Origin of the sequence: Sorangium sp. So ce834 (assembly GCF_051521425.1) — a bacterium.
Classification (GTDB): domain Bacteria; phylum Myxococcota_A; class Polyangia; order Polyangiales; family Polyangiaceae; genus Sorangium; species Sorangium cellulosum_D.
Genome location: NZ_CP150351.1, coordinates 10,255,066 through 10,278,602, shown reverse-complemented (window position 1 = coordinate 10,278,602; position 23,537 = coordinate 10,255,066). Strand labels below are relative to the sequence as shown.

The window sequence follows — 23,537 nt, the reverse complement described above, 5'->3', positions numbered from 1 at the left end:
GCTCCGGGCGCGTGGGCCGCCCCTTGCCGTGGGAAGAGGGAGACGCATGAACGCTCGTGAGCCCAAGAAGGAAACCATCGTTGCGCAGGCGGCATCACCGGCCGCGCCGGACGCCGGAGCGCGCGGCAAGAGCCGAGACCCCGCGTCCGCCGCCCGGGCGGGGTCCGGTAAAGACACCGAGGCTCCGAAGGGCCTCCCCGGCGCGCCGAAGGCGCCGGAGCTGCCCGCGCCCGCGCTGCCGAAGGGCGGCGGCGCGATCCGCGGGGTGGATGAGAAATTCTCCGCGAACCCGGTGACGGGCACGGGGTCGTTCTCGATCCCGCTGCCGCTGAGCCCCGGTCGCGCCGGGTTCGGGCCAGCGATGGCGGTGACGTACGACTCGGGAGCTGGCAACGGCCCGTTCGGCGCCGGCTGGCAGCTGTCGATTCCGCGCATCGCGCGGAAGACCGACAAGGGCCTTCCGCGTTACGACGACGCGCACGAGAGCGACGTGTTCGTGCTGTCCGGCGCGGAGGATCTCGTGCCCGCGCGGTCGATCGACGGAGCCGAGCTCGATCGGTACGAGACCGAGAGCGAGAAGGTGATCCGCTACCGTCCCCGCGTGGAGGGCGCGTTCGCGCGGATCGAGCGCCGCGAGGTGAAGGCGAGCGGGAACGTGTACTGGACGGCGACGACGCCGGACAACGTCACGAGCGTGTACGGGCGGAGCCCGGAGGCGCGGATTGCCGACCCGGCCAGGCCGGAGCGCATCTTCTCGTGGCTGCTGGAGGAGACGCGGGACGACAAGGGCAATGTCGTGGCCTACGCGTACAAGGCGGAGGACCTGACCGGCGTTGCGCGCGACGAGGCGGCGGAGGGCCACCGCCACGCGGGCCGCGCGGCGGTCGCGAACCGCTATCTCAAGCGCGTCCGCTACGGGAACATCGTGCCGGGCGACGCGGAGAGCAGCCTGTTCGAGGTCGTCTTCGATTACGGCGAGCACGACGCCGAGGCGCCCACGCCCGAGGAGAGCGCTTCGTGGCCGGTCCGCCAGGACCCGTTCTCCGTGTACCGCGCCGGCTTCGAGATCCGCACGTACCGGCTCTGCCGTCGCGTGCTGATGTTTCACAAGATGTCCGAGCTCGGCGAGGCGCCGTGCCTCGTGCGGTCGCTCGATCTCACCTATGCGGAGAACGCTTACCTGACGCGGCTCGCCACCGCGACGCAGGCCGGCTACGTCCGCGATCCGCAGACGCAGGCGTACAGCCGCGAGGCGCTCCCGCCGATCGCGCTGACGTACAGCGAGCCGGTGATTCACCGCGAGGTGAAGTCGCTCGACCCCGAGAGTCTGCGCGGCCTGCCCAGCGGCACGATGGGGGCTGGGCGGCGGTGGGTCGATCTCGACGGAGAGGCGCTGCCCGGCGTGCTGATCGAGGAGGGCGAGGCGCTGTATTACAAGCAGAACCTCGGCGGGGGCCTCCTGTCCCCGGCGCGGCCGCTGCCGTCTCGGCCGGCGGTCCTGAACGGCGGGCAGCTGCTCGACGTCGACGGGGACGGGCGCAAGGAGATGGTGGTGTTCGAGCGGCCGGTGGCGGGCTACTTCGACCGCACGGACGCTGGTTGGGCGGCGTTCCGGCCGTTCGCGTCGCAGCCGAACGTCGACTGGAGCGACCCGAACGTCCGTCTCATCGATCTGAACGGCGACGGGCACGAGGACATCCTGATCACGGGGCCTGACACGTTCACGTGGTATCCGTCGCTCGCGAAGGGCGGCTTCGACCGGCCGATCACGATCGCGCGCCCGAGCGACGAGGAGCGCGGGCCATCGCTCGTCTTCGCCGACGCGGCGCAGAGCATCTTCCTGGCCGACATGAGCGGGGACGGGCTGGTCGACCTGGTGCGGATCCGGAACGGCAACGTGTGTTACTGGCCCAACCTCGGTCATTGCCGCTTCGGCGCCAAGGTGCAGATGGGCGGCAGCATGCGGTTCGACCACGAAGGCCGCTTCGACCCGAAGCGCATCCGGCTCGCGGACGTGGACGGCTCGGGGACGACCGACATCGTTTATTTGCACGTGGACGGCGCGCGCTTCTATGCGAACAACGCCGGCAACACGCTGGCCGAGCCGGTGGTCCTGCCGCGGCTGCCGGACGTGAGCGAGCTCGCGGCGGTCGACGTGATCGATCTGCTCGGCTCCGGGACCGGGTGCCTGGTGTGGGCCTCGTCGCTGCCCGGGGCGCGCCCGGCGGTGCGCTACATCGATCTGCTCGGGAGCAAAAAGCCGCATCTGTTGACGTCGGTCGCCAACAACCTCGGCAGAACCACGACGGTGACGTATGCCCCGTCGACGAAGTTCTACCTCGCCGACCGGGCGGCGGGCCGGCCGTGGGTGACGAAGCTGCCGTTCGTGGTGCACGTCATCGAGCGCGTCGAGGTGTTCGACGCGGTCTCGCGGCATCGTTTCGTGACGACGTATGCTTACCACCACGGCGACTACGACGGGGTGGAGCGGGAGATGCGCGGCTTCGGCATGGTGGAGCAGCGGGACACGGAGTCGTTCTCGGCGTTCAGCGGGACGGGCTTCGCGCCGCCCGCGGCGAACGCCGATCCCGAGCTGCACCTGCCGCCGGTGCTGACGAAGACGTGGTTTCATACCGGCGCCTGGATCGAGGGGGCGAAGATCTCGGCGCAGTACGAGAGCGAGTATTACGCCGGCGACGCAGGGGCGGTTCGCCTGGAGGATACGGTGCTTGCCGAGGGGCTCAGCGCCGTGGAGATGCGCGAGGCGTGCCGGGCGCTCAAGGGGCGGCCCCTCCGCCAGGAGGTCTATGCGCTCGACGGCTCGGCGGAGGAGCCGCGTCCGTACGTCGTCGCGGAGAGCAGCTATGGGCTCCGGCGGCTTCAGCCCGCGGTGGGCGGTGCGCACGCCGTGTTCTTCGCCCATCCGCGCGAGGCGCTGGAGTACCATTACGAGCGCAACGAGAGCGATCCGCGTGTCGCGCACGCGCTCACGCTGGAGGTCGACAACCACGGCGCGGTCAAGCGGACGGCACAGATCGGGTATCGCCGCCGGGCGGCGTGGGCGGCGTTCCCCGAGCAGGAGGAGGGGAAGGCGACGCTGACGGAGCACGACGTGGTGCACCTGGTTCCCGATGAGGAGGGTGCTTATCGCATCGGGGTTCCGACCGGGAGCCGGACCTACGAGCTGCACGGCCTGCCGCTCGGCGAGGAGGGCGTGCTCGCGTTCCAGGACGTCCTCGACGCGGCGGACGAGGCGACGGACCTCGCTTACGACGGGACGCCGAGCGGGGGCTTCGAGAAGCGCCTGTTGCAGCACACGCGCACGAGGTACTGGAGCGACGATCTCACGGGGCCGCTGCCGTTCGGCGAGGTCGGCGGCAGGGCGCTGCCGTATGAGAGCTACGCCAAGATCCTCACGCCCGCGCTGATCACGTCGGTGTTCGGAGCCAGCGTCACGAGCGGCGTGCTTGCGGAGGGCGGCTACCTGCAGCTCTCGGGCGACGTGGACTACTGGGTGTCCTCGGGGCGGGCGGTGCCTTCGGCGGCCCACTTCTACCAGCCGACGGCGTTCGTCGATCCGTTCGGCAATACGTCGCAGGTCGTTTATGATGCGTATCGCCTGCTCGTGACCCAAGTGACAGATCCTCTGAGCAACGCCGTGATTGCCGTCCCCGACTACCGCGTCCTCGCCCCGTGGCAGCTCACCGATGCCAACGGCAACGTGAGCGAGGTGCGCTTCGACGCGCTGGGCAGGGTCACGCTCTTGGCGGTGATGGGCAAGCCGGGGGCCGGCGAGGGCGACACGCTCGAGGATCCGACGGCCACGTTCGCGTACGACCTCGAGCGATTCGTGCTCACCGGCAAGCCGAACGTGGTGCACGCCCGCGCCCGTGAGCAGCACGGCGCTGGCAACACGCGCTGGCTGGACACGTATACGTACTCCGACGGCTCGGGCAACGAGGTGCTGCGCAAGGTGAATGCGGAGCCGGGGCTGGCGCCCGAGCGCGACGGGACCGGCGCGCTGGTGCACGACGCGCAGGGCGACCTGGTCTTCTCGCACGCGACGCCGCGCTGGGTCGGCACCGGGCGCACGGTGCTGGACAACAAGGGCAATCCGGTCAAGCAGTACGAGCCGTTCTTCAGCGCGACGTACGAGTACGAGGATGAGGCGGAGCTCGTGGAGTGGGGGGTCACGCCGATCCTGCGGTACGACCCGCTCGGCCGGCTCATCCGGACCGACCTGCCGAACGGCACGTTCTCGCGGGTGGAGTTCGACGCGTGGAAGCAGACGTCGCACGATCCGAACGACACGGTGCTGGAGAGCGCGTGGTACGCGGCGCGCCAGGCGCTGGCTGCAGGCGACCCGGAGCGGCGGGCGGCGGAGCTCGCGGCGGCGCACGCCGGGACGCCGGCGGTGAGCCACCTGGACGCGCTGGGGCGGGTGTTCCGCGCCGTGGCGGACAATGGGGCTGAAGGGCAGTACGTCACGCAGAGCACGCTGGATATCGAGGGTCAGCCGCTCGCGATCACCGACGCGCGCGGCAACCTGGCGATGCAGCATCGGTTCGGGCTGGGCGGGCAGCTGCTGTATCAGAACAGCAACGACGGCGGCGAGCGGCGGATGCTGGCGGGCGCGACGGGACAGCGGCTGCGGGCGTGGAACGAGCGGGGATTCGCCTACCGCTCGTCGTACGATGTCCTGCGCCGGCCGACGCACGAGCACGTGCAGCTGGGCTCGGGCAGCGAGCGGGTGGCGCGCCGTTACGTCTACGGCGAAGCGCATCCGCAGGCGACGTCGCTGAACCTGCGCGGTCGACCGTACCAGGTGTATGATGGCGCGGGTGTGGTGACGAGCCAGGCGTACGACTTCAAGGGCAACGTGCTGCAAGCGTCGCGGCGGCTGCGCAGCGACGTGCACGCGGACGCCGACTGGTCGGTGCTGGCGGCGCTGACGGATGTGTCCGCCATCGCGACGGCGGCCGACCCATTGTTGGAGATCGAGAGCTTCGGGACGCAGACGGCGTACGACGCGCTGAACCGGCCGACGAGCGTGACGGCGCCAGACGCGAGCGAGGTGAAGCCGACGTACAACGAGGCGGGGCTGCTGGAGCGTGTGGAGGCGCGGATTCGCGGCGCGGTGGCGTGGACGACGTTCGTGGACGACATCGACTACGACGCGAAGGGGCAGCGCGAGCGGATCGAGTATGGCAACGGCACCTTCACGGCGTACACGTATGATCCGCTGACGTACCGGCTCACGCGCCTGAGGACGACGCGGAGCTCGGACAGCACGGTGTTGCAGAACCTGAGGTACGTGTACGACCCGGTCGGGAACATCGTGGAGATCGGGGACAGCGCGCAGCAGACGGTGTTCTTCAACAATGATGTGGTGTCGCCGAGCGCGCAGTACGTGTACGACGCGGTCTACCGGCTGATCGAGGCGACGGGGCGGGAGCACGCGGGCGGGCTGTCGGACGCGCCGCGCGACCAGAACGACCTTCCGATCCAGTCGCTGCCGCACCCGAACGACCCGCAGGCGCTGAGGAACTATACGGAGCAGTACGTCTATGACGCAGTGGGCAACCTGCTGCGGATGGTGCACCAGTGGGTGCACCAGGCCGGGCTGGGGAGCTGGACGCGGTGGTATGCGTACGAGACGGCGAACAACCGGCTGACGAGCACGACCGGGGACCCGGAGCACGGGCCGTTCCGCACCTATGCGCATGACGCGCACGGCAACATGACGTCGATGCCGCACATCACGGCGCTGACCTGGGACGAGAACGACCAGGTGCGGAGCACGGATCTCGGCGGCGGGGGCGATGTTTATTACGACTACGATGCTGCGGGGCAGCGCGTGCGCAAGGTGTGGGAGCACAGCGGGCTGGTGGAGGAGCGCATCTACCTCGGCGGCTACGAGGTGTACCGGAGGCGCAACAGCTCGGGGCTGGAGCTGGAGCGGCAGACGCTGCACGTGATGGATGGCGCGCGGCGGGTGGCGATGGTGGAGACGAAGACGGTGGACACGTCGGGGCCGTTCACGGTGACGCCGCGGGTGCGCTACCAGCTCGACAACCACCTCGGGTCGGCGTCGCTGGAGGTCGATGGGGCGGGGCTGGTGATCGGGTACGAGGAGTACCACCCCTACGGGACCACGGCGTACTGGTCGGCGGCGTCGGGGATCGAGGTATCACGGAAGAGGTACAGGTACACGGGGAAGGAGAAGGACGAGGAGACGGGGCTCTACTATCACGGGGCGAGGTACTACGCGCCGTGGTTGGGCCGATGGACGAGCGCGGATCCAGCGGGAATGGTGGATGGCATCAATCTCTATCAATATGCTCGCTCGTCTCCGAGCGTTCGCGACGACCCATCCGGCCATGAGTCCAGACCGACGATGCTGGACCAAGAACATCAGATCGAGGCCGACTACCATACGCTTTCGTATCCTGATTTTTTGAAGAAGTATCCTCACGTTGACACGCCAACTTACGCCAAGCTCCCGGAGCACTTCGCGCATACGCGTCGAATGGAGAAGGCGTTCGGGATGGGGCAAGAGACCACCAGTTCGGGGCCGACCGCACAGCCAGGCAGCACCGATCCGCCCGCTCGCCGCCTTACCCTGGAAGACTTCAATGAGATCGTGGAGAACGGGCGGCTGGTCCCCGGCTATGGGGCTGGCGCTTCCGCTGCGGTCGCCATGGGACAGCAAGATCCGGAGAAGATCAAGGGCGCCGGAAGTTTTGGTGCCACGGCGCTGGCTACCGGACAGCTCGTCCATGCTGCGCGCTCGAGTTCCCGGCGCGCGGCGGAGTCGAAGTCGAGCAGCGGGCGACTGAGTTCCGGAGGCAAGGGAGGATCGACCTCGCCCGAGTCGACGGCGTGGTATGCGGAGGTGGACCGGGAGGGGAAGCTTCGCCTCTCGCGTAGCACGACGGGGGCGGATTTGGTCGTGCTGAACCACGGCAAGGGCGAGGTCGCCGTCTACAAGGCGCCAGGAGACGGAGGCGTCGAGATATCTCGCCGACTCACCCCCACAGAGATGTTGACACTCCAGAGAGTCTTCGGCGTCGAGTTCGCGCTCGTCTATCGTACCGGGGGCGACAAAAACGGTGGAGGTGGGAGATATTATCTCTACTCCGGGACACGCGACTTCGTGAGGGTGCCCATGGGATCGAACATCCGGCTGATCTCCCACACCCACCCCAAGGATGACTCGAAGGACTATGGCCCGAGCACTGACGACAAACAGTGGCTGAAGGATAACAAGGAAAAAGGGTCTCCGCAGAACATCTCTCGCGTGATCGAGTACGACAATAATGTGATTCCATTTGGAGATCGACGGAAGAAACAGTGACCGCGGTGACCGTGGCAGCAAAGCGAGGAAGTGTCATGGACGAGGAAGCGCTGAAGGGGTTTGAGTCGTTCTGGAGTACCGATAGGTATTGCTATACACTGGAGGAAATCGATGCGAGCGCGCCCGATTTCGCCGACAGGTACATCGTCGTGGATCTCAGGGGCAACTGCATGGTCATCATTGAGAGCAGGGCGATCAAGGCAGAGGTTGTCCGGCGGATGCTCGACGCGGGCGTGCTCGTGGGCGATCGCTTCGATCCCAAGATTCGAAAGGCGTTCATGAGGGCGCGCCTGAAGGGCGCTTGTTCTGATCAGAGCTGAAACAAGCTCAGATTGTCGTTGAGTCCTCGATCGCTCGAGGCACCAGAAGGCGGGGGGCCGCCGGCGGTGGCGCCGGGTTGGCGCTTGCGCCGTAAGCGCCCGGCCATCGCCATGGACGCGACCCCTTGCAGGTCGCGCCGGGTTCGACCATGTTGGGCGCGGGCGGCATCTGCCCATGGCCCGGGCGGACGCAGGCGGACGTGAGAGGGTCGGCGAGGTGCTCTCCCCCGCCACGAAAGTTGCTCTCCCCCGCCACGAAGATGAGGGTCGGCGTCGTTCAGGACGCGTCGGCGTCGCCGGTGGCCGGCGCCGCGAGCGACGCTCGCGCCCACACGTCGGGCAGAGTTCGTCCAGCCGCTCGCGCGGCCAGCCCCCTTGCTGCTTGTGCGATCCCAGAACAAGACACGGATCTAGTCGCCTCGCCGATTCCTGAACACGAACAGATGTCCGCAGAGCGGTAATGCGTCGCGACACATTACCGCTCGCTGGACACGTATACGTACTCCGACGGCTCGGGCAACGAGGTGCTGCGCAAGGTGAATGCGGAGCCGGGGCTGGCGCCCGAGCGCGACGGGACCGGCGCGCTGGTGCACGACGCACAGGGCGACCTGGTCTTGTCGCACGCGACGCCGCGCTGGGTCGGCACCGGGCGCACGGTGCTGGACAACAAGGGGAATCCGGTCAAGCAGTACGAGCCGTTCTTCAGCGCGACGTACGAGTACGAGGATGAGGCGGAGCTCGTGGAGTGGGGGGTCACGCCGATCCTGCGGTACGATCCGCTCGGCCGGCTCATCCGGACCGACCTGCCGAACGGCACGTTCTCGCGGGTGGAGTTCGACGCGTGGAAGCAGACGTCGCACGATCCGAACGACACGGTGCTGGAGAGCGCGTGGTACGCGGCGCGCCAGGCGCTGGCTGCGGGCGACCCGAAGCGGCGGGCGGCGGAGCTCGCTGCGGCGCACGCCGGGACGCCGGCGGTGAGCCACCTGGACGCGCTGGGGCGGGTGTTCCGCGCCGTGGCGGACAATGGGGCTGAAGGGCAGTACGTCACGCAGAGCGCGCTGGATATCGAGGGTCAGCCGCTCGCGATCACCGACGCGCGCGGCAACCTGGCGATGCAGCATCGGTTCGGGCTGGGCGGGCAGCTGCTGGTTCAGAACAGCAACGACGGCGGGGAGCGGCGGATGCTGGCGGGCGCGACCGGCCAGCGGCTGCGGGCATGGAACGGGCGAGGGTTCGCCTACCGCTCGTCGTACGATGGGCTGCGCCGGCCGACGCACGAGCACGTGCAGCTGGGCTCGGGCAGCGAGCGGGTGGCGCGCCGTTACGTCTATGGCGAAGCGCATCCGCAGGCGACGTCGCTGAACCTGCGCGGTCGACCGTACCAGGTGTATGATGGCGCGGGTGTGGTGACGAGCCAGGCGTACGACTTCAAGGGCAACGTGCTGCAAGCGTCGCGGCGGCTGCGCAGTGACGTGCACGCGGACGCTGACTGGTCGGCGCTGGCGGGGCTGACGGATGTGTCCGCCATCGCGACGGCGGCCGAGCCGTTGTTGGAGATCGAGAGCTTCGAGACGCAGACGGCGTACGACGCGTTGAACCGGCCGACGAGCGTGACGGCGCCGGACGCGAGCGAGGTGAAGCCGACGTACAACGAGGCGGGGCTGCTGGAGCGGGTGGAGGCGAGGATTCGCGGCGCGGTGGCGTGGACGACGTTCGTGGACGACATCGACTACGACGCGAAGGGGCAGCGCGAGCGGATCGAGTATGGCAACGGCACCTTCACGGATTATACGTATGACCCGTTGACGTACCGGCTCACGCGCCTGAAGACGACGCGGAGCTCGGACAGCACGGTGCTGCAGAACCTGAGGTACGTGTACGACCCGGTCGGTAACATCGTGGAGATCGGGGACAGCGCGCAGCAGACGGTGTTCTTCAACAACGACGTGGTGTCGCCGAGCGCGCAGTACGTGTACGATGCGGTTTACCGGCTGATCGAGGCGACGGGGCGGGAGCACGCGGGCGGGCTGTCGGACGCGCCGCGGGACCAGAACGACCTTCCGATCCAGTCGCTGCCGCACCCGAACGACCCGCAGGCGCTGAGGAACTACACGGAGCAGTACGTCTACCTATGAACGTGTCAAGCTCGGGACAACGATTCACGTCGACCTCCGGCCGGGAGAAGGGGCCTGCGCGGACTTGGCCCGCCGCGTCGTCGCTGGCGCTTGCCGGGCGGATGCCGGCCGGGCGGACCGCAGAGACGAGGCTGCCGCCCCAGCAGCTTCGGGCCGCGCGGGGGTCGCTGCGCGACGAGGCAGCCGCTGAGGGCGGCTGGTCTGCGCGACGTGCTTGAGCACCTTCTGCTGGCGCAGCATCCGCAGCTCGCCGTCGGACAGCGGCGCGATCGGCGGCAGCCCCTCGCGCTCGTAGATCGTATCGAGCGCGGGCACGGTGCGGGTGCGCACGCCCGAGCCGTACGCCTTGGGGCGCGGCTGTCCCTTTGGCAGCCCGGTCCGGCGCCGCTCGCCGGTCGCCTTCACGCGCATCCGGGCCAGCTTGGTGTCGGTCGAGCGCGGCACCGCATAGCGATACGGCTCGTTGTTCTTGAGCATGTGGTAGGCGATGGTCACCAGCTTGCGCGCGGTGGCCACCACAGCCACGTTGCGGTTCTTGCGCTTGGCGAGCCGTCGAAAGAAGTTGCCGAGCGGTCCTGGGTGGTTGCCGACGTGCTGCGCGGCTTGCACCAGCATCCAGCGCGCCTGCCCCTTGCCCTGCTTGGTGATGCGCCCGTGGTAGACGTGTTCGGGATCGCCCGACTGATAGGTCGAGGGCACCAGCCCGAGGTAGCTCGCAGCGTGGTCGGGCGAGCGAAAGCGCTGGATGTCTCCGAGCGCCGCCAAGAGCGTTTGCGCCACCGCCACGTCCACGCCCGGCAGCGTCATCAAGAGCCGCACGCGCGGCTCGTCGTACCCGTCGACGGCCAGCTCCTCGTCGAGCCGCGAAAGCTCCGACTCCAGCTGTCCGAGCAGCCGCAGCTCGCTGTCGAGCGCGGCGCGACCTGCGCCATCCAGCTCCAGCGTCTCCAGCCAGGCGCGTCCCTTCGTTCCAAACAGCTCGTTGACCATCGGGTGAATCAGACGCTGGTGCAAGACGGCGTGAATGCGATTCTTCACCCGCGTCCTGTCGGCCACGAGCGACGCTCGACGGTTGGTCAGCCGGCGCCGTCCTTGCGTCGCCTGATCGGGTTGCCACACCCGCGGCAGGTAGTCGGCGCGCAGCAGCTGCGCCAGCACCAGCGCGTCGACCTTGTCGGTCTTGACCTTCGCGTCGGCAATCGCCCGCGTGCGCAGCGGATTGGAGACGACGATCTCGGCCGCGAGCGGGCGGAGCACCTCCACGATGGTCCAGGTGTGGCTCGTCGCCTCCAGCGCCACACGGGCGTTCGGGCCCAGGTAGCGCTTGGCGAACCGTACGAGCTCCTCGCGGGTGCAAGGGAAGCGGACGCGACGGCGCAGCTTGCCTGCCTCGTCGATCACGGCCGCTTCGACCGCATCCTTGTGGACATCCAGGCCGACAGAGTCCATACGCTCTCTCCAGCGGTGCGAGGAGGGTCGTGCTGCCCGGGTGCCCAGGCGAGCGAGTCCTTCGATGAGGACCCGGCGAGGTGGTTGACCTTCGCGGTCGACTGGCCACCACGCCGACGGAACAACGGGTCGTACGGCACCTACCTATCCGAGCTCGAGGCTCAACCGGGTGGGCCGGTGGGGCGGTCACATATGACAGCGGGCTCATGGCCCATACGCGAAAGCGACCGACCCCGGGGTGAACGACCCCCTCGCACCGCACTTTCTGGGGAGACAGCGTCTCACCCCGTCCCATGCCCGGTGCGAGGAAGGCCAGCATGGGACGAAATCTTTGCAACCTTTTTGACGCATGAGCTGGGCGCTGGCGTGCGTCCCGCAACGCGCTCGCTTCCTGCCGATCCCTGCTCGCCTCTCCTCTTGATCGGGGCGTCCGGCGGCCGAGGCGCGACGCTCCGGGCGCTTGCTTGTCGCTCATCCCGCCGGCGCGCCTGGGCCGCCGGACGCCGGCGCGCGGCAGACGCTGCCTCCAGTCGGCGCAGCCTGCTTGCCGCGCGCTCGCGCTCCTCCGCCTTGGCCACCGCCCGAGCCGCTGTGATTCCAGTCGCGCGACGCTCGTCGCCAGGACAGCCGCTGCTGCACACCAACGTACCGAGAGCGAATGCGGGGCGGCGGTCACACCACGTTCATAACCGGTATGACGCAGTGGGCAACCTGCTGAGGATGGTGCACCAGGCGGGGACGGTGATCTGGACGCGGTGGTATGCGTACGAGACGGCGAATAACCGGCTGACGAGCACGACCGGGGATCCGGAGCACGGGCCGTTCCGCACCTATGCGCATGACGCGCACGGTAATATGACGTCGATGCCGCACATCACGGCGCTGACCTGGGACGAGAACGACCAGGTGCGGAGCACGGATCTCGGCGGCGGCGGCGATGTCTATTACGACTACGATGCTGCGGGGCAGCGCGTGCGCAAGGTGTGGGAGCACAGCGGGCTGGTGGAGGAGCGCATCTACCTCGGCGGCTACGAGGTGTACCGGAGGCACAACAGCTCGGGGCTTTCGCTGGAGCGGCAGACGCTGCACGTGATGGACGGCGCGCGGCGGGTGGCGATGGTGGAGACGAAGACGGTGGACACGTCGGGGCCGTTCACGGTGACGCCGCGGGTGCGCTACCAGCTCGACAACCACCTCGGGTCGGCGTCGCTGGAGGTCGACGGATCGGGGCTGGTGATCGGGTACGAGGAGTATCATCCGTACGGGACCACGGCGTACTGGTCGGCGGCGTCGGGGATCGAGGTCTCGCAGAGGAGATACCGGTACACGGGCAAGGAGAAGGACGAGGAGACGGGGCTGTACTACCACGGGGCACGGTACTATGCGCCGTGGCTCGGGAGGTGGACGGCGGCGGATCCGGCGGGGACTGTGGATGGTCCGAACCTCTACGCTTATGTGCGGGGAAATCCGATCAGGCTCAGGGACCCGAGTGGGAGAGAGAGCGAGACCGACAAACGGATCGCGCAAATGACGGACGTTCAGCTGCACCGGCACGTGAAGGGGCTGTCCCCAGAAGCCCGTGCAGAGTTCGCTCGCTCTGCAACAGGTAAGTTTCAGGAGCGAGCTTCGGCCACCCTCAAACGAGGCAATCTCGAGTCCGTCCGTACGGGCGTCACCACGGTAGAGCACATTCGTCCTGCTGCGCCGGACACCACCGCAGAGACGGCGGGGGATACTCAGGAGTACTACAGCCAGTCCGAGTACAGGGCGATGGCGCTCGCGGGTGAGGCCCTCGTGGGGGGAACGACGGGTGTCCTCGACTTTCTGCATGCGGAGGCGAATTCACGGCCAGACGCGGGTGTTGAGCCACAGGAGTTGCCGCCCGGCGGCACGGATTGGAGCGGGGGCGCAGAGGGGGGATTGCTCTCTGACCCCGCGATGAGGACCTTGACCGGCTTGACTTCCGACGTGATGATTGCGGAAGCGGTCATGGCGGGGGGAGCGGCACTCAGTGCCGTGCTCCGATCCGAGAAGATTGCCGGCATGGCCGGCAGGCTCATCGACTACCCACCGAACCCCGGTGGCGTGGTACGAACACTGGAAGAGGCCCAGAATCTAGCTAGGCAGGCGGGCGTGGACCTCGATCCCGAGTTGTACCGCGTTGCCCTGGATCCGTCCCTCCCGTACGAGACTCGGGCTGAATATTTCCGCCTGGAATATAGAGATGATACCTATAGGCTCTCGCAAATGCAGACTCGGGATGGTAGGTTCGTCTTGAGGGTGAATCCGGCTATCCTCGGTAGTGATCAAGAGATTGTGGGAACTTTCGCGCACGAAGTGTATGAATCGCAAGCGCTCTCCGAATTGTTTGACGCAAACGGCGGGAGGCTGACGGCGAGGCAGCTCGCGGCAGCAGTTCGCGCTCCGTATGGAGATTTGCATCAGGCCGCGGAAGCGCACGAGGTTGACGTTGTTCGCCGGTTCTTCGGCGGTAAGTAGGAAGTATGGAATTGAGACGCCCTGCAAGCCCAAAAGAAGTCGTGGACGCCTTCTATGACGATCTGATTCCCTGGGCCGACGTGCCAGGATTGCTGATGTTATTTATCAATGAACGAAACGTCGACTCCATCATCGAAGGCCTTACGGCTGAGCTGCGCGATTACTTTATCGAGCATGCAGAACACGTCTACACTCGCGACGATCTGCCGAATATCATCGTTAGCTCAAGCGGGCGAGCTCCAATGAGCCCTCCACGTGAAGCCGTCCTTGCTGTCCGTGGGTGGCTCGCACGCCATCGTCAGGCGGGAGCTTAGCTGGCGAACCGGAGCGGATCGAACGCGTTCGAGGGACGACATCGACTACCTATGAACGTGTCAAGCTCGGGACAACGATTCACGTCGACCTCCGGCCGGGAGAAGAGGTCTTCGTGGACTTGGCCCGCGGCGTCGTCGCCGGCGTTTGCCGGGCGGACACTGGCCGGACGGGGCGCCGAGGCGAGGCGGCAGCCGCAGCAGCGCCCGCCGGCTCGGGTGCCGCCTCGCGGCGAGGCAGTCGCTGAGGGCGGCTGGTCTGCGCGACGTGCGTGAGCACCTTCTGCTGGCGCAGCATCCGCAGCTCGCCGTCGGCCAGCGGGGCGATCGGCGGCAACCCTTCGCGCTCGTAGATCGTGTCGAGCGCGGGCACGGTGCGGGTGCGCACGCCCGAGCCGTACGCTTTGGGACGCGGCTGCCCCTTTGGCAGCCCACCCCGGCGCCGCTCGCCGGTCGCCTTGACCCGCATCCGGGCCAGCTTCGTGTCGGTCGAGCGCGGCACCGCATACCGATAAGGCTCATTGTTCTTGAGCATGTGGTAAGCGATCGTCACCAGCTTGCGCGCGGTAGCGACCACAGCCACGTTGCGGTTCTTGCGCTTGGCGAGCCGTCGAAAGAAGTTGCCGAGCGGTCCTGGGTGCTTGCCGACGTGCTGCGCGGCTTGCACCAGCATCCAGCGCGCCTGGCCCTTGCCCTGCTTGGTGATCTTGCCGTGATAGACGTGCTCTGGATCGCCGGTCTGGTAGGTCGAGGGCACCAGCCCAAGGTAGCTCGCTGCGTGGTCGGGCGAGCGGAACCGGTGGATATCTCCGAGCGCGGCCAACAGGGTTTGCGCCACAGCGACGTCCACCCCCGGAAGCGTCATCAAGCGGCGGACGGGGGGCGGCGGGTGTCAAGATAGTTGTCCTTTGATTCGGTCAGGTCCTAATGGCTGCTTGTGCCTCGTGCGTGTGGGGGTTGAGGGTCACAGGACCGACCGGAGTCCAGTTGCGGGTCTGGCCGGTCCAGCGCAGCGGCGTCTTGCGGCGGGCCCGCTGGTAGAGGGCGTGGCGGGCGGCGAGCAGCGCGCCGTCGCGACCGCGGTGGCGGTCGTCGGGCGTGACGAAGCGGATGCTGCTGTGCAGGTGCTCGCCGTTGTACCAGGCGACGAAGCGCTCCACCCAGTGGCGCGCCTGCTCCACGGTGGCGAACGGGCGGCGTGGGTACTCGGGCCGGTACTTGAGGGTGCGGAAGAGCGCCTCCGCGTAGGGGTTGTCGTCGCTGACGCGAGGGCGGCTGAAGGAGGGCACAACGCCCAGGCGCTGGAGGGTGGCGAGCATGGTCGAGCCCTTCATCAGGCCGCCGTTGTCGGCGTGCAGCACCAGGCAGCCGGAGCCCACGGCTTCGCGGCCGCAGGTCTGCTCGACGAGGCGAGCAGCAGCGAGCATCGACTCCTCGGCCTCGACCGACCAGCCGACGATCTTGCGGCTGTAGACGTCTACGATCAGGTACAGGAAGTAGAACGCTCCGCGCACCGCGCTCTTCAGGTAGGTGATGTCCCAGCACCACACCTGATTCGGGCTTCTGGCGACGAGCTCGCGAGGGCGATGAGCGGTTGCCGGTCGAGCCGGATTGCGGTGCGCCAGCAGCCCCTGCTCGCGCAGGATGCGGTAGAAGCTCGACTCCGAAGCCAGATACACGCCGCGGTCGGCCAGGCGTGGCACGATCTGCTTGGGCGAGAGGTTGCGGAACTCGGGGCTGTTGGCCGTCTCGACGATGTGCCGGCGCTCGGCCTCGGTCAGCTTGTGCACCGGGGCGTGCCGCGGTCCGGCGCGGCCGTCCTCGCCGCCGGCCTCAGCGCGCCAGCGGGCCACGGTGCGCGCTCAATCCGAGCGCACGGCAGGCCGCCGCGAGCCTGGCGCCGCCACGGACGGCCTCGTCGATGAGATCGAGCGTCACCTGTCGGTCTCCGGGTCTGTGTCGTCGTCCCCGTCCCCCCAAATGGCTTGGGCTTTTTGGGGAGCACCAGGATGGCCGCCGCCTCGGCCAGCGCCTTCTTTGCGCCGTAGCTGCCTCTCCAGCTCCCGAACGCGCCGCGACGGGGCCGAGCCGTGGCCGGGCTTTGCCGGCCCGCCCAGGGCCTCCAGCGCGGCCTTGCGCCACTCGGCGAGCTGCGCCTCGTGCAGCCCCTCGCGGCGGAGGAACTCGCCCAGATCACGCTCGGAGAGCGCTGCCGCCTCCGTCACGGCGCGCAGCTTCTGCTCCGGGGCCCAGTCCTCGGGACGGCGAGCAGCGGCGGAGGGCGGAGGGGCGGAGCGGCGAGCGTCGTCCGACATGGGCGCGAGGCTACGCGCATCGCGAAGCCAGCGCGAGAGCGTCGTCTGATGCACCCCCGTCTCCGCGGAGAGCGCCACCGCCGTGGGTCCTCCTGGGGCGAGGAGCCGCTGGACGATTTTTTTTCTTTTGAAGGATTCTGAGTACTCTCTCACCTCAAAGCCTGTCTCCGCTCCCCGGAACCGGTGACCTGATCCTCTCTAAGCGGATCAGATGAGGCGACAACTTCTCTGACACGGGGGGCGTCTATGGCGAAGCGCATCCGCAGGCGACGTCGCTGAACCTGTGCGGCAGGGCGTACCAGGTGTATGATGGCGCGGGTGTGGTGACGAGCCAGGCGTACGACTTCAAGGGCAACGTACTGGAGGCCTCGCGGCGGCTGCGGAGCGACGTGCACGCAGACGCCGACTGGTCGGTGCTGGCGGGGCTGACGGATGTGTCCGCCATCGCGACGGCTGCGGAGCCGTTGCTGGAGACGGAGAGCTTCGGGACACAGACGGCGTACGACGCGCTGAACCGGCCGACGAGCGTGACGGCGCCGGACGCGAGCGAGGTGAAGCCGACGTACAACGAGGCGGGGCTGCTGGAGCGGGTGGAGGCGCGGATTCGCGGCGCGGTGGCGTGGACGACGTTCGTGGACGACATCGACTACGACGCGAAGGGGCAGCGCGAGCGGATCGAGTACGGCAACGGCACCTTCACGGATTATACGTATGACCCGCTGACGTACCGGCTCACGCGCCCGAAGACGACGCGGAGCTCGGACAGCACGGTGCTGCAGAACCTGAGGTACGTGTACGACCCGGTCGGGAACATCGTGGAGATCGGGGACAGCGCGCAGCAGACGGTGTTCTTCAACAACGACGTGGTGTCGCCGAGCGCGCAGTACGTGTACGACGCGGTCTACCGGCTGATCGAGGCGACGGGCCGGGAGCACACGGGCGGGCCGTCGGACGCGCCGCGTGCCCATAACTCAGGTTCTGGTGCCCGGTCCGAAGGGGAAGGGTGGTTGGCAGACAGTGCGAAACGCGTCTACCGGGATGGGAGAATTGTAAGCCCTGCCATAGAGGGTGGCTCGGCGCCACGTAACCTGTGTCAGTAAACGTCGCGAAAGAGAAAGCGATGAACATCGTCAATTTAGAGGTGGCCGCGCGACAGATCGAATCGCTGATCGGATCGCTGATCGGATCGAGGCTTTCATCGATCGTTTCAGACGCAATTGATGATGCGCTCGGTACGCTTCAGTGGACAAGCATACCAGCAGGCGTCGATGATGATGACACCATGGCGAAGCTGCTCGGGCTCGCTTCGTTGCCACCGGATACCGAGCTGGTCGTGGTTACAGATGTTTCATTCCAAGAGGACTGCGGCGCGTTTGTAATGTCCGCGTCTCAACTCGAAGAATTCCAGTCGTGGTACTCCGACGAATTCTCTGAACGGTTTTTGGGGGCTGCGATGTTATCATTTGGGCTCCGGTGGACAGGCGATTGTGGGTCGTGCATCATGAGGGGGTATACGCTGCGGCGCAGCTTGGTGCCCCCTGACCTCTCGTGATCCATGGCCCGCGGCATCCTGATGACGGCAGCGTCTTCCCTGGACGCTGGACTCCGGAAAAAGCCATCAGCGCGGATAGGGCCGGCGACGAATTTGGCGTGAGCACACCGTCGACTCGCGAGGGCATTATGGAGGTCCTCAGGAGGCTCAAATGACGCATGAAGAATGGGTGCGCAAGGAAATTAGGCGAGGGTTTGCGGCAAGCGTCGAATTCGGGATCGGGTGCTGGCCGAAGGATCTCGTCGCGTCTTGCCCTGATTTTGGCGCCTCGTTATATCATTACGATGATGCCGACGTGTCGGTCACGCTTTATTCATATGGTATTGTAAGCAAGGATGCGTCCGGTGCTGTCCGGCTCCGCTACACGGAATTGGATGCCGTCATTCCTGTTTTGCTCACAGAGTTGGTCCGCGTACGAGACCTGAACGCCGCTGTTCCCATCCAGATTGAAGCTCAGGGAACCGTGTTTGTGATTCGTGTTCCGTTGAGGGTGTATTCGGCGCTGTGTCCGGTGCTGGCGCACATTGCGAAGCATTTTTATTGGGCGCGTGCGGATGGCGCGCCACGATAGCTCTTGTAGGTTTCAGCCGATCTTGCGCTCTGAATATGGATGGCGAATCGCGATTTTTTTTGCGGCGTCTGGAGAGCGGTGAGCGCAGGCTCGTGATCGGCAGGTTCCTCAAGGGCCAAGCGGTCCGGCTGCTGGACAGCGCCAAAGAGAGCGGGCTCGACCTGCGGATCGGCCGGCCGGGCAGGGCGCCGACCGCCTCGAGTGAGGCGGCGACATGCGGCGAAGCCCATCCGCAAGCGACGGCGCTGAACCTGCGCGGTCGCACCGTGCCAGGTGCGTGGTGGCGCGGGTGTGGTGACGAGCCAGGCGCACGACGTCGAGGGCAGCATGCGCCCAGCGTCGCGGCGGCTGCGGCGTGACATGCACGCGCGAGCCGCCTGGTCGGTAAGTATGATATCAGGGTGGCATGGCGACCGAGCTCGACCGCCGTTCTGTTTGTGACCGAGCGATAAGGCTGCTCGATTCGGCTCTCGCAGAGTTTGTGCGCGATGGACGGGTCGGCTCGGTTCGGTGTGACGTTTGCGCCGGCCTCATCGAGATCAAGGCAGTTGGAGATGCTGCCTATTCCGTCAGCTGTGCCTGCGGTAAGTTTCGAGGCACGCTGCGAGGGATCTGATGGTACGTCGACCCTTGAACGACGCGAGCTGGTCGCGAGCTTGGCCGATGGCGTGCGATCTCAGGGTGCCTTCCACGACGCCATCGAGAGGGCGCGCGTCAGGCGCCTCGTGGCTTGGGCGCTCGAGTCCCTGGGCTGGTCGAACGAGCTGCCACCGCAAGGCCGCGCCATCGATGTAGGCCCTCCCGCGGGCGGCTCAGGTTCCTGATCGAGGCGTCGCCCGGCTTTCGGTACGTCACCCGCGCATCGACGACGTCGTCTCCGATCTCGCTGCACCCGTGCGCCGCGCAGGCGGCGCCCTGATCCGGCGGTCCCCGCCGCCTCCGGATCTCCCGCCGCCCCGCTCCCCGCCGCCTCAGAGCGTCGTCCCGCGCGCCGCCCGCGCGAGCGCCTGGTCGAGCGCGTGCGGGCTGTACCCCACGAGGATCTGCCCCCGAACGTCGATGATCGGGATGCTGCCCCCGCGCTGGTGGCTCTTCGCGAGCTTGTCCTGCATCTCGGCGGCCGCCGCCGGGTCTTCCTCGATATCCTTCACGATGGCAGCGACGCCCTTCGCGCGCAGGTAGTCCGCGGCCTGGTGGCACGGCTTGCACCACGAGGCGCCGTAGATGATCACCGTCACACCGGCGAGCTGGCCCGGCGCCGCCGGCGCCCCCGCGCCCGCAGAGCCGCCGGGCCCAGGCGGTGCCGCGGGCGGGGGCGCCGTCTTCGCGACGTGCTCGGCGCGCCGCTTCTCCAGCAGCGACTCCCACTCCCGCCGCGGCATCGTCCGGACCGCGTACGTGCCGTCCGGGCGCTTCTGCGTCAGATCCGCGACGTAGAACACGTCGCGCGTGCCCTCGGTCCGGTCCGAGAGCATGGCGCGCACCATCGCGCGGCCCTCGGCCGGCACGTCGGCCGGGCGGAGCTCGACGTGCGTGTCGCCCTTCTCGTCGATCCACGTGAGCATCAGGTTCGCCGTGTCGTCGCGCAGCTCGAGCGGCGGCAGCTCGGCGGGGGCCTGCGCCGGGGCGGTGCCGTCGTCGCGCGGCTCCTTGCACGCCGGCGCGAGCGCCGCCGCGGCGAGCGCGAGCACGACCGCCGCGCGCCGGGCGCCCGCCGCCGACGCGCCGCCCGCGCCCCGCGCGCCGCCCGCGCCCCGCGCGCCCCGCCCCCCGCCCGTCACGCCCCGCCCCCCGCGGTCGCCGACGCGCCGAGCTCCTCGCTCAGCGCCATCCACTCCGTCATCGCCGCGTCGACGCGCTTCGCGAGCGCCTGCTCCTCGCGCGCCTTCTCGGCCAGCTTCGCCCAGTCGCCGCCGGGGTCCTTCTTCAGCTCCTCGCGCATCTCGGCCAGCTTCGCCTCGCCGGCCGCGATCTCCGCCTCGAGCTCCTTCACCCGCTTGCGCTTGCGCTCCACGGCCCGCGCCGCCGCCTTGTCGGTCTCGAACGCCCGCTTTCGCGCCGCCGCGTCCCCCGCGCCCGCCTCGTCCGGAGGCGGCATCGTGGCGCCGCTCCGCCGCACCGCGCGGCCCGGCTTCGCGCCCCTGTCGGCCGCGGCGCCCCGCGCCGCCTCGTCGCGCGGCGCCGGCGCGCCCGCGGCCCTCTGCGGTGCCGGCGCGCCCGCGGCCTTCTGCGCCCCACGGCCGCCCCCGGCCGGCCCGCGCCGAGCGTCGCGCTCGTCCGCTTCGCGCGCCGCCGCCTCGGCCGCGAGCTTCTCGAGGTTGTCGCGGTAGTCGCGGAAGCCGCCGGGATAGATGTCCACGTGTCCCTCGCGCACCGCGACGATGCGCGTCGTCACCTGCTCCAAAAACCGCCGGTCGTGCGAGACGAGCACCACCGTGCCCTCGAAGCCGGTGAGCGCCTCCTCGAGGATCTCGGCGGCGGGGATGTCGAGGTGGTTCGTCGGCTCGTCGAGGAAGAGCAGGTTGCGCGGCTCGAGCAGGAGCTTCGCGAGCGCGAGCCGGCTCCGCTCGCCGCCCGAGAAGCCCTGGACCTTCCGGAGCGCGTCGTCGCCGTAGAAGCGGAAGCGCGAGAGGTACTGGCGGGTCGCGTCGACGTTCATGTCGGCGCGGACGCTGCGGATCTCCTCCACCGCGGTCTTCGACGGGTCGAGCGAGCCGAGGTGCTGGTCGAAGTAGCCCTGGCAGAGGTTCGTCCCGCGCCGCACCTCGCCCGCGTCCTCGGGCGCGCCCGCGCCGGCGAGCAGCTTGAGCAGCGTCGACTTGCCGGTCCCGTTCGGGCCGACGATGCCGACGCGATCGCCGCGCCGGAGGAGGAGGTCCACGCCCGAGAAGAGCGTGCGCCCGCCGCGGCCCGCGCCGAGCCCGCGCGCGTCGAGCACGATGTCCCCGCTGCGCGGCGCGGGCGCGAACCGGAACCGGACCTTCTCGGCGACCGCCCAGATGTCCTCCGGCCGATCGATGGTCTCGAGCTTCTCCAGCATCTTGCGCCGGCTCTGCGCCTGCTTCGTCTTCTGGCCGGCGATGTTGCGCCGGATGAAGTCCTCGGTCTTGGCGACGAACGCCTCCTGCCGCTCGGCGAGCTCGCGCTCCCGGGCGAGGTCTTCCTCGCGCGCGACCGCGTAGTCGCTGTACTTGAGCGGGTAGGCCCGGAAGCTGCGGTGGCCGAGCTCCATCGTGTTCGGGCAGACGGCGTCGAGGAAGGCGCGGTCGTGCGAGACGCAGAGCAGCGCGCCGGCGAGGCCCGCGAGGTGCTTCTCGAGCCAGGTGATCGTCTCGATGTCGAGGTGGTTCGTGGGCTCGTCGAGCAGGAGCAGGTCGGGCTCGATGGCGAGCACGACCCCGAGCTGCAGGCGCCCGCGCTCGCCGCCGGACAGGCTCGCGACGGGGCGATCCATGTCGGCCGGCGTGAACCCGAGGTGGGCCGCGATGATCTCGACGCGGCGCTCGAGGTCGTCGCCGCCGGCGATGTGGTAGCGATCCGTGAGGTCGCTGAGCCGGGCGAGGTCGGCCTCGCTGCCGCTGGCCGCGGCGTGCTGCGCCGCGGTGAGGGCGTGGCGCAGCTCGAGGACCTCGGAGAACCCGGAGAGGAAGGCGTCGAGCACCGTGCCCTCGGCGTGGAGCTCGTGCGACTGCCGGAAGTAAGCGACCCGGATCCCCTTGCGGATCACGACCGATCCCGTGTCGGGGGTGAGCTCGCGGGCGACGAGGCGGAGGAGCGTCGATTTGCCGGCGCCGTTCGGGGCGACGAGCGCGGCGCGCTGGCCTTGCTCCAGGGAAAAGGTGATGCCCTGGAAGAGCTTGTCGGCGCCGTAACCGAAGCTGAGGTCGGCGACCTGGAGGACCGTCATTGCGGCCGAGTTCTAGCATGGGTCGGGCGCGCGCAAGGCGCGCGGGGCGCGAGGCCCGGCGGCGCGCCGGACGACGCGCCGGATCCTGTGGAAGACCGCCGGCCCCGGCCGCGCCGGCGTCGAAGCCGCGCAGGCGTCAAGGATGGGGGCGCCTCGCCCGCCCGGCGAGCGAGGCGCCCGGGGCTCAGGTCTGGGCCATCGCCGCCTTGATCGCCGGGCGCTCCATGATGCGGTCGAGCCAGCCCTTCAGGTTCTTCTGCTCGGAGGTGTCGATCTTGGCCGCCATCAGGCCCCAGCCGAGCATGGACGCGAGGTCGATATCCACCAGGGTACAGCGCTCGCCGAGGACGTAGGGGCGGCCGGCGAGGCGCTCGTCGAGGATGCGGAGCAGGCCGCGCAGCTCGGCCAAGGCGTGCTCGGCTTGCTTCTCGTGGTGCATCTCCTTGGGGAAGTAGTCGCTCGTGTTCGCCATGTAGCGGAACAGGGCGCCGGTGAGGCTGACCTGGCCCCACACGAGCCAGCTCAGGGCCGTGAGCTGCTCGGGCGAGCCGGGCGCCGGCCACAGGCCCTTCTGCACGCCGTAGCGCTCGCCGAGGGCGATCTGGATCGCCACCGACTCGAACGTCGGGGTGCCGTCGATCACGACGGTCGGCACCTTGCCATTCGGGTTGAGGGCGAGAAACTCCGGCTTCCTCTGGTCGCCGGCGCGCAGGTCGAGCCGGACCGCCTCGTAGGGGACGCCGAGCTCGGCGAGCGATACGAGGATGCGACCAGCGCTGGACTGCGGGGAGTAGTAGAACGTGATGGACATGGTGTTGGCCTCCGGCGCCCCTTGTAGTTGATCCGAGTCGCCAGAGTCACGCGCGGCATGCGACGCAACGCCAGGCTGGCTCCGATCCCGCTGCCGACACAGATGCGCGGCATTTGCCGTGTGGAGCAAGAATCCGACGGCGGTTTTGGGGCTGCCGAGGTGGGCGGTCCTCCGCGGTCCTGGCCTCCGGCAGGGAGGCCCGCCGAGTCGGGCGGCGGCCGCCGCGTGCCTGCGGGGCGCCGCTCCGGCGGCCCGGGCGCTGAAGGGGCCGCACTCGATACATCCCATTCAGCATCCCGCTCCCGAG

The 23,537-nt window shown here is 68.5% G+C and carries 13 protein-coding genes and 1 pseudogene; 8 read left to right on the top strand and 6 right to left on the bottom strand.

Features of this window, described 5'->3' with window-relative positions:
* Positions 1-46: 46 nt before the first annotated feature.
* The 3 genes from WMF20_RS37775 to WMF20_RS37765 all read left to right on the top strand — a co-directional run bounded on the left by WMF20_RS37775 (position 47) and on the right by WMF20_RS37765 (position 9,815).
* The gene (locus tag WMF20_RS37775; RefSeq protein WP_437606633.1) at positions 47-7,357 is read left to right on the top strand and encodes a SpvB/TcaC N-terminal domain-containing protein; all 7,311 of its coding nucleotides are present in this window, start codon (positions 47-49) and stop codon (positions 7,355-7,357) included.
* A 35-nt stretch (positions 7,358-7,392) separates the two neighbouring features.
* Positions 7,393-7,677: a hypothetical protein gene (locus WMF20_RS37770; RefSeq protein ID WP_437606632.1), complete on the top strand. Its 285-nt coding sequence runs from the start codon at positions 7,393-7,395 to the stop codon at positions 7,675-7,677.
* A gap of 536 nt (positions 7,678-8,213) precedes the next feature.
* Complete coding sequence (locus tag WMF20_RS37765; protein ID WP_437606631.1) at positions 8,214-9,815, top strand: RHS repeat domain-containing protein; 1,602 nt, start codon at positions 8,214-8,216, stop codon at positions 9,813-9,815.
* Positions 9,816-9,839: 24 nt separating this feature from the next.
* Here WMF20_RS37765 and WMF20_RS37760 read toward each other — a convergent pair whose 3' ends face one another.
* The gene (locus WMF20_RS37760) at positions 9,840-11,264 is read right to left on the bottom strand and encodes an IS110 family transposase (protein WP_437606630.1); all 1,425 of its coding nucleotides are present in this window, start codon (positions 11,262-11,264) and stop codon (positions 9,840-9,842) included.
* Between the two features lie 702 nt (positions 11,265-11,966).
* Here WMF20_RS37760 and WMF20_RS37755 point away from each other — a divergent pair.
* Positions 11,967-13,763: an RHS repeat-associated core domain-containing protein gene (locus WMF20_RS37755; RefSeq protein WP_437606629.1), complete on the top strand. Its 1,797-nt coding sequence runs from the start codon at positions 11,967-11,969 to the stop codon at positions 13,761-13,763.
* 5 nt (positions 13,764-13,768) lie between these two features.
* A complete protein-coding gene (locus tag WMF20_RS37750) occupies positions 13,769-14,077 on the top strand; it encodes a hypothetical protein (RefSeq protein WP_437606628.1) in 309 nt (102 codons plus the stop codon).
* A gap of 79 nt (positions 14,078-14,156) precedes the next feature.
* On the opposite strand, the gene WMF20_RS37745 is transcribed toward WMF20_RS37750, so the two are convergent.
* Entirely contained in the window at positions 14,157-14,924 is a 768-nt protein-coding gene (locus tag WMF20_RS37745) for a transposase (RefSeq protein ID WP_437606627.1), read from the bottom strand.
* Positions 14,925-14,991: 67 nt separating this feature from the next.
* A pseudogene (locus tag WMF20_RS37740) lies at positions 14,992-16,542 on the bottom strand (IS3 family transposase).
* A gap of 167 nt (positions 16,543-16,709) precedes the next feature.
* Here WMF20_RS37740 and WMF20_RS37735 point away from each other — a divergent pair.
* From WMF20_RS37735 to WMF20_RS37725, 3 genes are all read left to right on the top strand, one after another.
* Positions 16,710-17,489: a hypothetical protein gene (locus tag WMF20_RS37735; protein WP_437606626.1), complete on the top strand. Its 780-nt coding sequence runs from the start codon at positions 16,710-16,712 to the stop codon at positions 17,487-17,489.
* A 20-nt stretch (positions 17,490-17,509) separates the two neighbouring features.
* The gene (locus WMF20_RS37730; protein WP_437606625.1) at positions 17,510-17,941 is read left to right on the top strand and encodes a hypothetical protein; all 432 of its coding nucleotides are present in this window, start codon (positions 17,510-17,512) and stop codon (positions 17,939-17,941) included.
* Positions 17,942-18,092: 151 nt separating this feature from the next.
* A complete protein-coding gene (locus tag WMF20_RS37725) occupies positions 18,093-18,512 on the top strand; it encodes a hypothetical protein (protein WP_437606624.1) in 420 nt (139 codons plus the stop codon).
* Between the two features lie 971 nt (positions 18,513-19,483).
* Here WMF20_RS37725 and WMF20_RS37720 read toward each other — a convergent pair.
* The 3 genes from WMF20_RS37720 to WMF20_RS37710 form a co-directional block, all read right to left on the bottom strand.
* On the bottom strand, positions 19,484-20,293 hold the full coding sequence (locus WMF20_RS37720) for a glutaredoxin domain-containing protein (protein WP_437606623.1): 810 nt from the start codon (positions 20,291-20,293) through the stop codon (positions 19,484-19,486).
* Positions 20,290-22,419, bottom strand: a complete 2,130-nt coding sequence (locus WMF20_RS37715; RefSeq protein ID WP_437606622.1) for an ABC-F family ATP-binding cassette domain-containing protein — start codon at positions 22,417-22,419, stop codon at positions 20,290-20,292. Before WMF20_RS37715 ends, WMF20_RS37720 begins: the two co-directional genes overlap by 4 nt.
* Positions 22,420-22,603: 184 nt before the next feature.
* Entirely contained in the window at positions 22,604-23,230 is a 627-nt protein-coding gene (locus WMF20_RS37710) for a glutathione S-transferase family protein (protein WP_437606621.1), read from the bottom strand.
* Between the last annotated feature and the right edge of the window lie 307 nt (positions 23,231-23,537).

Excerpts from the sequence above, each read along its gene's own strand:
- WMF20_RS37775 (WP_437606633.1), top strand. The coding sequence starts at position 47 with ATGAACGCTCGTGAGCCCAAGAAGGAAACCATCGTTGCGCAGGCGGCA.
- WMF20_RS37770 (WP_437606632.1), top strand. The coding sequence starts at position 7,393 with ATGGACGAGGAAGCGCTGAAGGGGTTTGAGTCGTTCTGGAGTACCGAT.
- WMF20_RS37760 (WP_437606630.1), bottom strand. The coding sequence starts at position 11,264 with ATGGACTCTGTCGGCCTGGATGTCCACAAGGATGCGGTCGAAGCGGCC.
- WMF20_RS37750 (WP_437606628.1), top strand. The coding sequence starts at position 13,769 with ATGGAATTGAGACGCCCTGCAAGCCCAAAAGAAGTCGTGGACGCCTTC.
- WMF20_RS37730 (WP_437606625.1), top strand. The coding sequence starts at position 17,510 with ATGAACATCGTCAATTTAGAGGTGGCCGCGCGACAGATCGAATCGCTG.
- WMF20_RS37725 (WP_437606624.1), top strand. The coding sequence starts at position 18,093 with ATGACGCATGAAGAATGGGTGCGCAAGGAAATTAGGCGAGGGTTTGCG.
- WMF20_RS37715 (WP_437606622.1), bottom strand. The coding sequence starts at position 22,419 with ATGACGGTCCTCCAGGTCGCCGACCTCAGCTTCGGTTACGGCGCCGAC.
- WMF20_RS37710 (WP_437606621.1), bottom strand. The coding sequence starts at position 23,230 with ATGTCCATCACGTTCTACTACTCCCCGCAGTCCAGCGCTGGTCGCATC.